This window comes from Microvirga sp. M2 (genome assembly GCF_047497095.1).
In the GTDB taxonomy this organism is placed as follows: domain Bacteria; phylum Pseudomonadota; class Alphaproteobacteria; order Rhizobiales; family Beijerinckiaceae; genus Microvirga.
Map to the genome: position 1 here is coordinate 1,278,247 of NZ_CP134063.1, position 13,787 is coordinate 1,292,033.

15 protein-coding genes are annotated in these 13,787 nt (G+C 64.6%); 7 read left to right on the top strand and 8 right to left on the bottom strand.

The features are described from left to right. Positions 1–27 precede the first annotated feature (27 nt). Complete coding sequence (mobA, locus tag RE429_RS06050; RefSeq protein ID WP_414473433.1) at positions 28–933, bottom strand: molybdenum cofactor guanylyltransferase MobA; 906 nt, start codon at positions 931–933, stop codon at positions 28–30. 6 nt (positions 934–939) lie between these two features. Next, positions 940–2,067: a P-loop NTPase gene (locus RE429_RS06055; RefSeq protein WP_414474135.1), complete on the bottom strand. Its 1,128-nt coding sequence runs from the start codon at positions 2,065–2,067 to the stop codon at positions 940–942. 243 nt (positions 2,068–2,310) lie between these two features. Here RE429_RS06055 and RE429_RS06060 point away from each other — a divergent pair, with 243 nt between their 5' ends. The 6 genes from RE429_RS06060 to RE429_RS06085 all read left to right on the top strand — a co-directional run bounded on the left by RE429_RS06060 (position 2,311) and on the right by RE429_RS06085 (position 7,878). Continuing rightward, entirely contained in the window at positions 2,311–2,814 is a 504-nt protein-coding gene (locus RE429_RS06060) for a pyridoxamine 5'-phosphate oxidase family protein (protein WP_414474136.1), read from the top strand. Positions 2,815–3,125: 311 nt separating this feature from the next. After that, complete coding sequence (locus RE429_RS06065; protein ID WP_414473434.1) at positions 3,126–4,391, top strand: PQQ-dependent sugar dehydrogenase; 1,266 nt, start codon at positions 3,126–3,128, stop codon at positions 4,389–4,391. Positions 4,392–4,540: 149 nt separating this feature from the next. Next, the gene (locus RE429_RS06070; RefSeq protein ID WP_414473435.1) at positions 4,541–4,870 is read left to right on the top strand and encodes a c-type cytochrome; all 330 of its coding nucleotides are present in this window, start codon (positions 4,541–4,543) and stop codon (positions 4,868–4,870) included. A gap of 199 nt (positions 4,871–5,069) precedes the next feature. Continuing rightward, positions 5,070–6,362, top strand: a complete 1,293-nt coding sequence (pncB, locus tag RE429_RS06075; RefSeq protein WP_414473436.1) for a nicotinate phosphoribosyltransferase — start codon at positions 5,070–5,072, stop codon at positions 6,360–6,362. Between the two features lie 5 nt (positions 6,363–6,367). After that, complete coding sequence (locus RE429_RS06080) at positions 6,368–7,132, top strand: LamB/YcsF family protein (protein ID WP_414473437.1); 765 nt, start codon at positions 6,368–6,370, stop codon at positions 7,130–7,132. Positions 7,133–7,134: 2 nt separating this feature from the next. Then, positions 7,135–7,878 (top strand): class I SAM-dependent methyltransferase, encoded by a 744-nt coding sequence (locus tag RE429_RS06085; protein ID WP_414473438.1) that lies wholly within the window; start codon positions 7,135–7,137, stop codon positions 7,876–7,878. On the opposite strand, the gene RE429_RS06090 is transcribed toward RE429_RS06085, so the two are convergent. Next, positions 7,852–8,754 (bottom strand): alpha/beta fold hydrolase, encoded by a 903-nt coding sequence (locus RE429_RS06090; protein WP_414473439.1) that lies wholly within the window; start codon positions 8,752–8,754, stop codon positions 7,852–7,854. The genes RE429_RS06085 and RE429_RS06090 overlap by 27 nt on opposite strands. Positions 8,755–8,835: 81 nt before the next feature. Next, positions 8,836–9,498, bottom strand: coding sequence for a D-Ala-D-Ala carboxypeptidase family metallohydrolase (locus tag RE429_RS06095; protein WP_414473440.1), 663 nt, complete (start codon positions 9,496–9,498; stop codon positions 8,836–8,838). Positions 9,499–9,824: 326 nt separating this feature from the next. Between RE429_RS06095 and RE429_RS06100 the strand changes: the two genes are divergently transcribed. Continuing rightward, complete coding sequence (locus RE429_RS06100) at positions 9,825–10,262, top strand: DUF4112 domain-containing protein (protein WP_414473441.1); 438 nt, start codon at positions 9,825–9,827, stop codon at positions 10,260–10,262. A 135-nt stretch (positions 10,263–10,397) separates the two neighbouring features. Here RE429_RS06100 and RE429_RS06105 read toward each other — a convergent pair whose 3' ends face one another. The 4 genes from RE429_RS06105 to RE429_RS06120 form a co-directional block, all read right to left on the bottom strand. After that, a complete protein-coding gene (locus RE429_RS06105; protein WP_414473442.1) occupies positions 10,398–11,207 on the bottom strand; it encodes an ABC transporter ATP-binding protein in 810 nt (269 codons plus the stop codon). Next, positions 11,200–11,925: an ABC transporter permease gene (locus RE429_RS06110; protein WP_414473443.1), complete on the bottom strand. Its 726-nt coding sequence runs from the start codon at positions 11,923–11,925 to the stop codon at positions 11,200–11,202. The genes RE429_RS06105 and RE429_RS06110 overlap by 8 nt, the downstream gene beginning before the upstream one ends. Continuing rightward, positions 11,925–12,647 (bottom strand): ABC transporter permease, encoded by a 723-nt coding sequence (locus RE429_RS06115; RefSeq protein ID WP_414473444.1) that lies wholly within the window; start codon positions 12,645–12,647, stop codon positions 11,925–11,927. The genes RE429_RS06110 and RE429_RS06115 overlap by 1 nt, the downstream gene beginning before the upstream one ends. Positions 12,648–12,774: 127 nt before the next feature. Continuing rightward, a complete protein-coding gene (locus RE429_RS06120; RefSeq protein WP_414473445.1) occupies positions 12,775–13,620 on the bottom strand; it encodes a lysine/arginine/ornithine ABC transporter substrate-binding protein in 846 nt (281 codons plus the stop codon). Between the last annotated feature and the right edge of the window lie 167 nt (positions 13,621–13,787).

Below are 13,787 nucleotides of genomic sequence, written 5' to 3' on the forward strand. Positions count from 1 at the left end.
GGGGCCCGGCGCGACGCCGGGCCTTCTTCATGTCGTGGGAGCGGCCTTGGCGATCACGAATGTGATGTTCGTTTCGCCCTGACGCTGCTCTAAAAGCGTATCGCCGAGCTCCCGGACGAGATTGGGCACGTCGATTCCCGCGAGCGGATCCGTGCAGGTGACGCTGAGCCTGTCGCCAGGCTCCAGGGCGAGCAGCGCCTTGCGGGTGCGCAGCACCGGAAGCGGGCATTTCAATCCGGACAGATCCAGTTCCGTCATTGCGACCCTCCCGGCGTTCCTCCCCGCCGGCGCGTCCGTCGCTCGAACGGGCGGGGAGCCGCGCCCGATGAAGGACTGCGCGGCGATCAGCTCTTCCGGCGTATTGATATTGAAGAAGGGATCGAACGGCTCCGTCGGCCAGGTCGCCGTCGCGAGCCCGCGCTTCCGGCTCCAGTCTTCCATGCGGCGGACGCCTTCGAGCGTAAGCGCATGACGCAGGTCCTGGCGCAACGCGACCGGCCACAGGCAGATCGCATAATGGTCATGTGATCCCGATGCGGCGCAGGCGAGAGGTTGCCGTGCAGCCTCGCGCTCCGCGTGGAGGCGGGAGACGAGATCCGCGGGAATGAAGGGCGTGTCGCCCGGAACGCTGATCACCCATTCGACGAAAGGGCGGTGAAGGGCGGCCCATTCGAGCGCCGCCAGAACGCCCGCGAGGGGACCCGGGCGTCCTGGGACCGAATCGGGCACCACGGGAAGTCCGGTCTCGGCGAAGCGCGAAGGGTCGTCGTTCGCATTGAGGATGAGACCCTCGCATTGCGGGGAGAGCCGTTGCTCCAGAGAGGCGAGGAGCGTTCGTCCGCCGAGCGTCAGGAGAGGCTTGTCGCCTCCGCCCATGCGCCGCGCCAGGCCGCCGGCCAGGATGACGCCCAGGGTCGCGGGGTAAGGCCCCATGCCGCCTTACTCGATCACGATGCGCGGCGCGGGCCGGGCGGCCTCGGCGCCGTCGAGTGCCGCCCGGACCCGTCGCGCCATGTCCTTGTAGATTGCGGCGTGAGGCCCGTCCGGATCCGCCACGACGACGGGGCGTCCCGCATCCGAGAGCTCGCGGATCGTCATGTTGAGCGGAACCTCGCCGAGGAACGGCACGCCCAGGCGCTCGGCTTCCGAACGCGCGCCGCCATGGCCGAAGATGTGGGAGGTCTGGCCGCAATGGGGACAGACGAAGGTCGCCATGTTCTCGATGATGCCCAGGATCGGGATCTCCACGCGCCTGAACATGGATACGCCCCGTCGCGCGTCGATGAGGGCGAGATCCTGCGGCGTGGACACGATCACGGCGCCCGCGAGCGGAGTCGCCTGGGCCATGGTGAGCTGCGCATCCCCGGTGCCGGGAGGCATGTCCACCACGAGCACGTCGAGATCGCCCCAGGCGACCTCGCGCAGCATCTGCGTGATCGCCGACATGACCATCGGGCCGCGCCAGATCATGGCGGCCTCTTCCTCGACGAGGAAGCCGATGGACATGACCTTGAGCCCATAGGCTTCCATGGGTTCGAGGATGCGGTTCTCCAAAAGCCTCGGCTTGCCGTGAATGCCGAGGAGCTTGGGCATGGACGGGCCGTAGATATCGGCATCGAGCACGCCGACCTTCAGGCCGAGCGCCTTCAGGCCCAGGGCGAGGTTGCACGCCGTCGTGGACTTGCCGACGCCGCCCTTGCCGGAGGCCACGGCGATCACGTGCTTCACGCCCGGAATCCGCTGGTTCTTGGGCTGGGCGGCCGCCCGGGGGCGTTGCGCGGCCGCCGGAGACGGGGAGGGCGCGCCCGAACCGGCGGGACGATCCGCGGTCAGGCTCGCGAAAACGCCCTTCACACCGGGCAAACCCTGCACCGCCTCGGAGGCGGCCTGGCGGACCCGTTCCATCGCCTGCGCCTCGGACGGATCGACGGCGATCGAGAACATCACCCGGCCGGCATCGTCGATATGCACGTCGGAGAGGCGCCCCGACGCCGCAAGGCTGGTTCCGCCGGCATCGACGGGAATGGTCGAGAGCGCCTGCAACACATCTTCACGGGTAATGGCCACGACGGAGGCTCCTGGGCTGTCGTCCAACAGTGTCTTGAGCCTCATGTATAGGTTCAAGCCCCATCCGTTAAGGCGTTGTCTTGCTGTCATAGCGATATCCGAACCAAAACCGACCCCGTCCGTTGTCCAATCGATCCCTCGGGGCCGCCGAGCCGACCGGAGAATCGCGCTTGCGCGTCGCCGATCCGAGACCTTGCCCCGAGACCTCGGCCCCGAGACCTTGCGATGAATCAGGAGTGGATGATGCACCAACATGGCCATAACGATCCGAACGCCAAAAAGCTCTATGAGCTGATCAAGGACGTGAAGATCGCCATGATGACCACAGTGGACACGGAGGGTATGCTCCACAGCAGGCCCATGTACAACCAGGAGGCCGACGAGCACGGCGATCTATGGTTCTTCACGCAGATTCAATCGCCCAAGATGACGGAAGTGTCTCGCGACAATGAAATCAATCTCGGCTTCAGCGATCCCAAGAGCCAGACCTACGTGTCCGTGTCCGGCAAGGCCGAGATCGTTCGCGACAAGGCCAGGATCGAGCAGAAATGGTCGGAGCCGCTGAGAGCCTGGTTCCCGAAAGGCACGGACGATCCGCAGATCGCCCTGATCCGCGTGCATCCCTCGAAAGGCGAATACTGGGACAGCCCGTCCTCGACGGTCGTGCACCTCTACGGCTATGCGAAAGCCGCCCTGACCGGGCAGCAGCCCGATCCGGGCGATCAGGCGAAGGTAAATCTGAGCTGAGGCTCGAAACGACGATGACGCGAAAGGGCCGCTTCGCGCATCGTGCGGAAAAGTGGACCCGGTTTTCGCTGACGCGGCCCTCCGGGTCCGCTCAAACGATGCGCTCATCCAAGGAGGGAGCATCGGATTGATCCCAAAAGTGGATTCCACTTTTGGGTCCGATGCTCTAGCGGCCCTTTTCATGCACCTCTTTGCATCTTTCTTTCATGGAGTAGCTTGAGTATAGTCAAAGACTACGGAACGAAGCATCTCGGAGCCGATCCGAAGATCAAGAAAGAAAACAGGGCAGGGGCGCTCCCAGGGAGGGAAGGATGAAATCCATCTGGCTCGCCGCCGTCTCCACTGTAGCATTCGCGTCATCGAGTTTCGCTCAGCCCGCCACGCAGCCGCCGACCAGCAATCTCGAGAAACTCCAGACATTCCAGAGCACGGGCACCGTCGAGCCCAAGCAGATCCCCCAGGAGGGACGCCGCGCCGACGCGATCCGCAGGAATCTCGACAAGATCCAGTTGCCGGCCGGTTTCAAGATCGATCTCTATGCCGTCGTGCCCGACGCCCGCCACATGGCCGTCGGGCCCAATGCGGGCGTCGTCTTCGTGGGAACGCGCAAGAGCAACGTCTATGTGGTCACGGATCGCGACAAGGACCGCGTCGCCGACGAGGTGAAGCAGTTCGCGCCCTCCGTCGAGTTCAAGATTCCCAACGGTGTCTGTTTCTCGCGCGACGGCATGCTCTACGTCGTCGAGCAAAATCGCGTGCTGCAGTTTCCGGCGGCCGAGTTCTTCTATGAGGGCCCGGACGTCGCGGCCGGAATCGTCGTGAAGCAGGGCGACCTGATCCCTCCGTCGGAGGAGAGCTTCAACCACACGGCCCGCGTCTGCCGGGTCGGTCCCGACGGCAAGCTCTACATCGCTCTCGGACAGCCCTTCAACGTGCCGCCCAAGGAGAAGCTGGAGCTATACCGCAAGGACGGCATCGGCGGCATCATCCGCATGGATCAGGACGGCAAGAACCGCGAAGTCTACGCCACCGGAATCCGCAATTCGGTCGGGATGGATTTCAACCCGGCGGACAAGACCCTGTGGTTCACGGACAATCAGGTCGACGGCATGGGCGACGATCAGCCTCCCGGCGAACTCAACCGCATCACTCAGATGGGCGAGAACTTCGGCTTCCCCTATTATGGCGGCGGCACGGTGCGCACGGTCGAATACAAGGACGATCAGGTTCCGTCCGGCACCGTCCCGCCCCAGGTCGAAATGGCTCCTCACGCCGCGGATCTCGGGATGGTGTTCTACACCGGCAAGATGTTTCCCCAGGCCTATCGGGGCGGCATCTTCTCGGCGCAGCACGGATCCTGGAACCGCACCGAGCCGGTCGGCGCCCGGGTGATGTTCACGCCCATCAAGCCCGACGGAACAGCGGACAAGCCGCAGGTCTTCGCCGAAGGGTGGCTCAACGAGAACGGCGAGTATCTCGGCCGCCCGGTCGACGTGGCGATGCTCGCCGACGGCTCGCTCCTCGTCTCGGACGATACGGCCGGCGCGATGTACCGCATCTATTACGAAGGCCACTAGCGCATCGTGCAGAAAAGTGGATCCGGTTTTTCGCAAGAACGATGCGCTCTTTCCAAGAAGGGAGCTGTTTCCACGCCGGTGGAAACAGCTTCAGGCCCGTTCCTGCAGGCGCGCCGCAAGGCGCGCCTGGCCCGATGAAAGGCATATCCATGAAAATCATCGATGCGCCGGCACTCCTCGGGGCTCTGCTCATCTGCCTCGGGCCGGTTTCCGCAGCGGCTGCCGACGCGAAGGCCGGGCGCCAGAAGATCACGACGTGTCAGGCCTGCCATGGGCTGGACGGCCTCTCGAAGAACCCGGAAGCGCCGAACTTGGCGGGGCAGGTCGAGAGCTACCTCGTCAAGGCCCTGTCGGATTACAAGTCCGGCGCGCGCAAGAACGAAACCATGAACATTGTCGCAAAAGATCTCTCGGACCAGGACATGGCCGACGTCGCGGCCTATTACGCGTCGATTGAGGTCGACGTGCTGCCGCCCTGAGGCATGAGAGGATTGACGACAGGCACTCTTTCATCGGGGATCGGCCTTCGCTATTGTCCTGCCTCCCGAAACGGTGAGGGTATCGGACGCGAGAAGTGGATTTGCACTTTTCACGTCCGATGCTCCACCCCCTTGAAAAGCGCATCGTTCAGGCGGAAAACCGGGTTCTCTTTTCCGAACGATGCGCTAGGAGCAGGCGATGGCGGACATCGCGACCAGGGTCTACAACCACACCTGGAAAATCGACCCGATCGTTCGGTCGGTCCTGGATACGGACTTTTACAAGCTCCTGATGGCCCAGACGATCTTTCGCCGCCATCGGGACGTCAAAGTCACCTTCGGCATTCATAACCGCACCACCCGGATCCGCCTGGCCGATATCATCGATGCGGGCGAATTGCGCGAGCAGCTCGACCATGTGCGCAGCCTGTCCCTGACGCGCGGCGAATCCACCTGGCTTCGCGGCAACACCTTCTACGGCAAGCGGCAGATGTTCTCTCCGGAGTTCATGGACTGGCTGGAAACCTTCCGCTTCCCGGAATATCTTCTGGAGAAGGAAGACGGGCAATATGTGCTGACCTTCCACGGGCCCTGGATCGAGACCACCATGTGGGAGATCCCGGCGCTCGCCATCCTCAACGAACTGCGCTCGCGCGGGGTCCTGAGGGGAATGGGCAAGTTCGAGCTGCAGGTCCTCTATGCCCGCGCCATGACGCGGGTCTGGGAGAAGATCGAGCGCCTGCGGCGCATGCCGGATCTCTCGATCTCGGATTTCGGGACGCGCCGCCGCCATGGCTTCCTGTGGCAGGATTGGTGCGTTCAGGCCATGATCGAGGGACTGGGGCCGGCCTTCCTCGGCACCTCCAACTGCCTGATCGCCATGCGCCGCGAGGTGGAGGCCGTGGGCACCAACGCCCACGAGCTTCCCATGGTCTATGCGGCGTTGACCGACACCGACGAGGAGCTGGCAAAAGCGCCCTATCGCGTGCTCGCCGACTGGCAGGAGGATTACGAAGGCAACCTGCGAGTCATCCTGCCCGACACCTACGGCACCACGAATTTCCTGCAGAACGCTCCCGAATGGGTCTCGGCCTGGACCGGTATCCGCATCGATTCCAAGGACCCCATCGAAGGCGGCGAGGAGGCCATCGCATGGTGGCGTCGGCGGGGGCAGAATCCGCGCGATAAACTCGCCATCTTCTCCGATGGGCTCGATGTCGACGTGATCGAACGGATCCATCGGCATTTCGGCGGGCGCATGCGGATCGGCTATGGTTGGGGGACGCTGCTCACGAACGATTTCCGCGGGCTCGCGCCCGAGGGCGGGCTCGATCCCATTTCCATCGTCTGCAAGGTGATTTCTGCCGATGATCGTCCGACCGTGAAGCTCTCGGACAATCCGACGAAGGCCCTGGGGCCGGAGGACGAGATCGAGCGTTACAAGCGTGTGTTCCATGTCGGGACGCAAATGGCGCAACCGGTTGTGGTGTGAGGGACATGAAGGTCGATCTGAACTGCGATATGGGCGAAAGCTTCGGAGCATGGACCATGGGCGACGACGAGGCGATGCTCGACATCGTCTCCTCGGCGAACATCGCCTGCGGGTTCCATGCGGGCGATCCGTCCACCATGTTCCGCACGGCGGAAATCGCCAAGCGCAAGGGGGTGGCGATCGGCGCGCATCCGGGCTTCAACGACCTGCACGGTTTCGGCAGGCGCGTGATCCGGGGCGATTCCCCCGCCGAGATCGAGCGCATGATCGCCTACCAGATCGGCGCCATGCAGGCGGTGGCGGCTCTCGCCGGCCACAAGGTGACCTATGTGAAGGTTCACGGCTCGCTCAACAACATGGCCAACGAGGAGGAGAGCCTGGCGCTCGCGATCGCCCGCGCCGTCAAGGGCGTCGATCCGAGCCTCGTCAACGTGTGCATGCCGGGCCTCCTGATGGAGAAGGCGTCCGAGACCGTCGGCATCCCGGTGGTGCGGGAATTCTTCGCCGATCGCACCTATGAGGACGACGGTTCGCTGACCAGCCGCAAGAAGCCGGGATCCGTTCTGCACGACGCGGATGCCGCCGCCGAGCGCGTGCTGCGCACTCTCCAGGACGGGGCGGTCGTCTCCACGTCGGGCAAGCGCGTTCCCATCGCGATCGACACGATCTGCGTCCACGGCGACGAGCCGAGCGCCGTCATGATGGCGCGCACGGTCAGGGCGAAGCTCGAGGCCAACGGCATCACGGTCGCACCGTTCTTAGCGGTGTAAGCATGTCGTTCAAGGATCACTTCTCGACCAGGTCGGGCGACTACGCTGCGTACCGCCCGACCTATCCCCACGCCCTCGTCGATTATCTCGCAGGCCTTTGCCCGCAGACGGATCTCGCGCTCGATGCCGGTTGCGGCACCGGGCAGCTTTCCGTCCTGCTCGCCGATCGGTTCGAGCGCGTGATCGCGACCGATGCGAGCGCTCCGCAGATCGAAAAGGCGCAGGCGCACGATCGCGTGGAGTATCGCGTCGCGAAGGCGGAACGGAGCGGCCTCGCCGCCGCCTCCGCGGACCTGATCACGGCCGGGCAGGCGGCGCATTGGTTCGATCTCGACGCCTTCTATGCGGAGGTGCGCCGGGTCGGGAAATCCGGTGCGGTGCTGGCGCTCATCACCTATGGCGTGATCGAGGCCGATGCCGACATCGATCCCCTCGTTCGGCACTTCTACAAGAATGTGGTGGGGCCCTATTGGCCGCCGGAGCGCCGCCATGTCGAGGAAGGCTATCGTTCCTTTGCGTTTCCCTTCGCGGAATGGACCGCCCCACCGCTCGCCATCGAGGTCCGGTGGCGGGGCTCGGACCTGCTCGGCTATGTCGAGACGTGGTCGGCCGTGCGCGGGCTCGAGACGGCGCAGGGGCGACAGCCCGTCGAGGAGTTCGGACGCGAGCTTCTGGCGCTCTGGGGCGAGCCGGAGCGCCGGCGTCTCATCCGCTTTCCCCTATCGCTGCGCGTCGGGCGTTTGTGAGCGGTCGGCCTCGAAGGCTTTCGCCAGGAACGGTCTGAACGCGGCGAGCGTCTCGTCGGGAGCCTCCTCGGCGAGATAGTGGCCGCAGTCGATTCCGTGGCCTTCGACCCGTTCCGCCCATTCGCGCCACACCGAAAGCACGTCGTACCAGCGCTCGAGGCCATTGCGCAGGCCCCACAGCGCCTGGACGGGGCAGGCGATGCGCCGTCCGGCCCGCTTGTCGGCTTCGTCCAGCCGCATGTCGACGGTGGCGCCGGCCCTGTAATCCTCGCACATGGCGTGGATCGTATCGGGGTTCGTGAAGCACCGCCTGTATTCGGCCAGAGCGTCCGGGGCGAACATGGCGCGGCCGCGCCGCAGATAGAACGTGTCGGGATCGGCGGCGATCAGCGTCTCGGGAATGGGATGGGGCTGCGCCAGGAAGAACCAGTGCCAGTAGCCCATGGCGAAGGCCATGTCCGTGCGCGCGAAATGCTCGTAGGTCGGCAGGATGTCGAGCACCGACAGGGCGAGGATCCGGTCCGGGTGGTCGAGCGCCATGCGATAGGCGCAGCGCCCGCCGCGATCGTGCCCGATCACCGCGAAACGCTCGAAGCCGAGAGCCGCCATGGCCTCGATCATGTCCCGCGCCATGGCGCGCTTCGAAGAGGGCTCGTGATCGGCTCTCGTCGGGGGCCTGGAGCTGTCGCCGTAGCCGCGCAGATCCGCGCAGACCACCGTGTAGTCTTCGGCGAGCTGCGGGGCGACCCGGTGCCACATGGCATGAGTCTGCGGATGTCCGTGCAGCAGCAGAACCGGCGGGCCTTCACCTGCGTGGCGCAGGTTGATCACGGCTTCGGACGTCTCGATCCGGCGATGGGTAAAGGTCTCGAACATGGGGCGAATGTCTCCCATGGCCACGGGTCTTTCCAGCCCTACCAAAGCAGGCGAGGCCGCCCGCTTCGCGGGGCGCGTCGCTCACCAGGAGCGACGCTCGCCGTTGTCGATATGGATGATGCCGTTCCGGTACATCTTGAGCCCGCCGACCTCCGGCCGCGAGCGCAGATAGGCCATGATGCCGCGACCGCGCGCCTTTACCCTGAAATCGAGGGCGCGGCAGGACAGGTGCAGCGAATGGCGCGCGCCGCCCGCGCGCCGGTTCCGGCTCGTGCTGCGATGTGTGGACTCGATGCTGACGGCCCCGAACGTGCCGGCGATATCCGCCACCACGGCCAGCAGGTTGCCGGGCAGGCAATCGGCCGGCGCGGTGTCGCGGATCTCGATCGCGCCCCGGGAGATCAGGGACGCGAAGCCTGAGGGCACACGCCCTCCGAGTGGCCCGGAACCGGGAAGGGACCCGGTCGTATCGGGGAGGGCGACGCGGTCGCCGGCAGGAAGGCTCGTATAGGCGATCGTGGGATGAGGCCGGGAAAGAGCCTTCAGGGGCCGAGGGGCCTTGGAGGAGGTTGCGACGGCTTGCGGAGAGGGAGCAGCCTCGGGAAGAGGGATCGGAATGACGATGCCGTTCTGCTCGGGAAACCGGCTTTGCGCATTCGCCGGGTCCGGCAGGAGAAGCGCCAGGCAGAGGCTCGGCGCGGTCATGAGCCGGAAGGCGGAGCGAATGTTCACATCGGTGCTCATCGGGTCTTCCCGTTCTGAGCCCCCACAAGGGAATGCGGGCGGGCTGGTCTCCCGCGGCCGCAATGTTCTTGGCCAGTCACTGGCAGGCGCGTTGTCGCTTGGGACAAGTACCTGTGCAGTATCCCGGCCGAAGCAAGATCGTTTACAAGAAAATAATCAGATCAAAAGGATTATCAGCCGAAATAATGGCTGCTTCGGAGGTATTTTATCCTTTTTGGGTACCCGTTATTGTAATGGTATAACTATCGATAGCTCTCCTCTTGCGAGCTTTGTCGACGATACACATATCATGTTGCGAGCCGTAACATTGGCGACTGGAGACACGAATGCCTGCTGTCCGTAGCGACATTTTCGAAGCCATCAAAGCTGCCGGTCCGAGCCGGGAGGATTCCCTTGCCCGCATCACGCTCCTGGCAAAGCTCCTGGACAGTGCCTTCGTCATTCCGGGCCTCAACCGCAGGGTCGGTTTCGATGCGCTCCTGGGACTCGTGCCGGTCGTCGGCGACGCCGTCTCGGCGGCCCTGGCGAGCTATATCATCTGGGAGGCGCGCCAGCTCGGGCTGCCGCGCTGGAAGATTGCCCGCATGGTCGGCAACGTGGCGGTGGATACCGCGCTCGGCGCCATACCGCTGGCCGGCGACGTGTTCGACGTCTTCTTCAAGGCCAACGAGCGCAACCTGCGGATCATCAACGATCACCTCGGCGTGACGAAGCGAGGCCCGAAGGTGATCGACGGCACGGCGGTGCGGATCAACGAGCGGTAACGATACGCTCTTTCCAAGAAGGGAGCATCGGATCTGTCCCGAAGGGCAAATCCACTTCCCGTGTCCGATGCTTTAGAGCTGATTCCACGCAACGGGAATCAGCTCTTTTCTTTGCCGGGCCGCATTTTCCCGCTTTTACCGGTGGCTCGAAATGAACTGCTTGAAGCGTTCGGATTTCGGAGCGCCGAACACCTCGGCGGGTGTTCCTTCTTCCTCCACCACGCCCTTGTGCAGGAACACCACCCGGTTCGACACGTCGCGGGCAAAGCCCATCTCGTGCGTGACGACCAGCATGGTGCGGCCCTCCTCGGCGAGCGAGCGCATCACGCGCAGGACCTCGCCGACGAGTTCGGGATCGAGCGCCGAGGTCGGCTCGTCGAACAGCATGACCTTGGGGTGCATGGCGAGCGCACGCGCGATCGCCGCGCGCTGCTGCTGACCGCCCGAGAGGTGCGACGGATACTGGTTGCGCTTGTCGGCGATGCCGACCTTGGCCAAAAGCTCCTCGGCCTCCGCGATGCATTCCGCCTTCGAGCGCTTCTGCACATGCACCGGCGCCTCGATCACGTTCTCGAGGATCGTCATGTGGGACCAGAGATTGAAGCTCTGGAACACCATCGCGACGCGCGAGCGGATGCGATCCACCTGCCGCTGATCCGCCGGCACCATGCCCTTGCGCCCGGCCCTGAGCTTGATCGTCTCGCCCCCGATGGTGACGTCGCCGCCATCGGGCACTTCGAGCATGTTGATGCAGCGCAGCATCGTCGACTTGCCCGACCCGGAGGCGCCGAGAATCGAGATCACGTCGCCCTCTTTGGCATTCAGGGATACGCCCTTGAGCACTTCGAGCGATCCGAAGCTCTTGCGCAGGTTGCTGATCGAAACCGCAGGAGCGGAGGGGGACGATACGGTTTGGGACGACAAGGATGCGACTCCGTTAGACATGGGCGGCCTCCAGGCGCGGCTCCACGGCGGGCGGGCGGCGCAGGTGCGGCGAGAGCCACCACTCGATGGCCATGATGATGCGGGTGATGACGAAGTTCAGAACGAGGTAGATCACGCCGGCCACGATGAACACCTCCACGGCGCGGAAGGTTTGCGAAATCATCTTGGCCGCGAGGCCGGTGACTTCCATCATGGTGATGACGGAGGCGAGCGACGTCGCCTTCACCATCAGGATGATCTCGCTGCCATAGGCCGGAAGGGCCTGCCGCACGGCGATCGGGAAGACGATGCGGCGGAAGAGGAGAAAGCCGGACATGCCGCAGGCGCGCGCCGCCTCCACCTGGTGGTGCGGAACGGCCTGCAGGCCGCCGCGGATGATCTCGCTGCCATAGGCGGCCGTGTTCATGGTGAGCGCGAGCACCGCGCACCAATAGGGTTCACGGAAGAAGCCCCAGAGACCGAGTTCCTGCAGGGTCGGGCGGAACTGCCCGAGGCCGTAATAGATCAGGAAGATCTGCACGAGCAGGGGGGTGCCGCGAAAGACGAACACGTAAGCCTGCGCGACCCAGTCGAGCACCTTGAGGTTCGACATGCGCATGAGCGCGAGCAGCATGGCGAGCACGGCCCCGAAGGCGATCGACGTGAAGGCGAGATTGAGCGTGAGCGGCACGCCGGTGATGAGGCGCAGGAAGGCTTCCTGCATGAAGGCGAAGTCCATCAGGAAGCCCTCCGCATGCCACGCGTTGAATGGGTCTCGGCACGCTGGAAGAGATAGGTCGAGACCCAGGTGATCACGAGATAAAGGATCGCCGCCGTGACGTAGAAGTCGAACGGGCGGCGGGTCGAGCCGGCGGCGACCTGCGACTGGCGCAGAAGCTCCACGAGGCCTGTGACGGAGATCAGGGCGGATTCCTTGAGCACCAGCTGCCATGTGTTGCCGAGGCCCGGGATCGCGTAGCGCAGGACCTGCGGCGCGATGATCCGGCGGAACATCAGCCAGCGGTGCATGCCGACCGAGCGCGCCGCCTCCAGCTCGCCGCGGCTGACCACCTGATAGGCGCCGCGGAACACCTCGGCCTGATAGGCGCCGGACACGATGCCGATGGCGAGCGCGCCGGTGACGAAGGCCGGCACGCCGATGAAGCCCTGGGCTCCGAACAGGCTGCCGATCGCGCCGAGCGCCGCGCTGCCGCCGAAATAGAAGAGATAGATGACCAGAAGATCCGGGATGCCGCGCAGAACGGTGGTGTATCCGTCCGCCAGCCACCGGACCGGCGCATTGCCGCCGATCTTGCCCCAGGCCACGAAGGTCCCGACGACGGATCCCGCGAGAAATCCGCAGGCGGCGACCGCGATCGTCATGCCCGTCGCCGTCAGAAGAGCCCATCCCCAGCCATTGGGGCCGAACCCGACGAGTTCGAAATAGCTCAGTTGCTGCACGCTTTCACTTTCCTGCCTGTGCCCATCCTCCGAAGCGGGGACGGGCCGTTTCGTCTCATGTCCGGCTTTGCCGGCGGCCACTCCCCAGGTCAGGTCGGCCCAGGGAGCGCTGTCGGCCGCTCTCTTGTCAGGTTTGCGGCGTCATGTCGATCTTGAACCACTGCTGCGTGAGCTTCTGAATGGTCCCATCGGCGATCGCCGCCTGAATCGCCTTGTCGAACATCGCCTTGAGCTCGGCGTCGTCCTTGCGCAGGCCCACGGCCACGCCGCGACCGAGCACGTCGCCGCTCACCGCGCCGCCGACGATCTCCATGTCCTTGAATTCCGGCTTCTCGGTCGAAGCCTTCAGGGAGGATTGGGCGGCGAAGATCGCATCGAGGCGCCCGGCCGCCAGATCGAGATCGTGCTGCTCGGTCGTCTTGTATTCGCGGATCGTGATCGTGTCCTTGAGATATTTCTCAAGGAACGCGCCGTTGACGGTGGAGCTCTGCGTGCCCACGGTCTTGCCCTTCAGGAGCGGCTTCCATTCCTCGATCATCTTCTTGGCGGCCTCGGGGTCCTTGTCGAGGCTCACGCGCTGGCCCTCGCCGGCGAGCTTCTCGAGCGGCGAGCCCTTCATCACGCCGAAGCCGTGGGAGCCCGCTGCGTAGGGGCGGGAGAAGTCGATGGTCTTCTTGCGCTCGTCGGTGATGTTCATGCCGGCCATGATGGCGTCGTACTTCTTGGCCTGGAGCGCCGGGATGATGCCGTCCCAGTCCTGCGCCACGATCTCGCACTTCACCTTCATGCGCGCGCACAGGTCGTTGGCGAGGTCGATCTCGAAGCCTTCCAGCTTGCCGCCGGGGCCGGTGAAGTTCCACGGCGCGTAGGCGCCTTCGGTGGCGATCTTGACGGTCTTCTCCTGCGCCGAGGCTCCACCCATCGCGAGGGCGGAGGCCAAGAGGGTAAGACCCAGTGTCTTGAATGCTTTCATCGTTGTCCCCTGGTCAGTTTCGTCTGATCCTGTTGTCCGGACGAGGGCCTCGGCTCGTCATCCGGATTCCAAAGGTAACAGCCAAAAGCCAAGCCGGCGCAAGGGCTAATCGTGCAAAATCAACGGGCTAGGCTGACGATTTCGGTCGCACTCGGCTCATTTCCATA

What these genes read in the sequence shown, in the direction of transcription:
- RE429_RS06085 (WP_414473438.1), top strand. Translation starts at nt 7,135, where the DNA reads ATGTCGTTCAAGGATCACTTCTCGACCAGGTCGGGCGACTACGCTGCG.
- RE429_RS06100 (WP_414473441.1), top strand. Translation starts at nt 9,825, where the DNA reads ATGCCTGCTGTCCGTAGCGACATTTTCGAAGCCATCAAAGCTGCCGGT.
- RE429_RS06070 (WP_414473435.1), top strand. Translation starts at nt 4,541, where the DNA reads ATGAAAATCATCGATGCGCCGGCACTCCTCGGGGCTCTGCTCATCTGC.
- RE429_RS06120 (WP_414473445.1), bottom strand. Translation starts at nt 13,620, where the DNA reads ATGAAAGCATTCAAGACACTGGGTCTTACCCTCTTGGCCTCCGCCCTC.
- RE429_RS06105 (WP_414473442.1), bottom strand. Translation starts at nt 11,207, where the DNA reads ATGTCTAACGGAGTCGCATCCTTGTCGTCCCAAACCGTATCGTCCCCC.
- pncB (WP_414473436.1), top strand. Translation starts at nt 5,070, where the DNA reads ATGGCGGACATCGCGACCAGGGTCTACAACCACACCTGGAAAATCGAC.
- RE429_RS06110 (WP_414473443.1), bottom strand. Translation starts at nt 11,925, where the DNA reads ATGGACTTCGCCTTCATGCAGGAAGCCTTCCTGCGCCTCATCACCGGC.
- mobA (WP_414473433.1), bottom strand. Translation starts at nt 933, where the DNA reads ATGGGGCCTTACCCCGCGACCCTGGGCGTCATCCTGGCCGGCGGCCTG.
- RE429_RS06065 (WP_414473434.1), top strand. Translation starts at nt 3,126, where the DNA reads ATGAAATCCATCTGGCTCGCCGCCGTCTCCACTGTAGCATTCGCGTCA.
- RE429_RS06095 (WP_414473440.1), bottom strand. Translation starts at nt 9,498, where the DNA reads ATGAGCACCGATGTGAACATTCGCTCCGCCTTCCGGCTCATGACCGCG.
- RE429_RS06060 (WP_414474136.1), top strand. Translation starts at nt 2,311, where the DNA reads ATGCACCAACATGGCCATAACGATCCGAACGCCAAAAAGCTCTATGAG.
- RE429_RS06090 (WP_414473439.1), bottom strand. Translation starts at nt 8,754, where the DNA reads ATGTTCGAGACCTTTACCCATCGCCGGATCGAGACGTCCGAAGCCGTG.
- RE429_RS06080 (WP_414473437.1), top strand. Translation starts at nt 6,368, where the DNA reads ATGAAGGTCGATCTGAACTGCGATATGGGCGAAAGCTTCGGAGCATGG.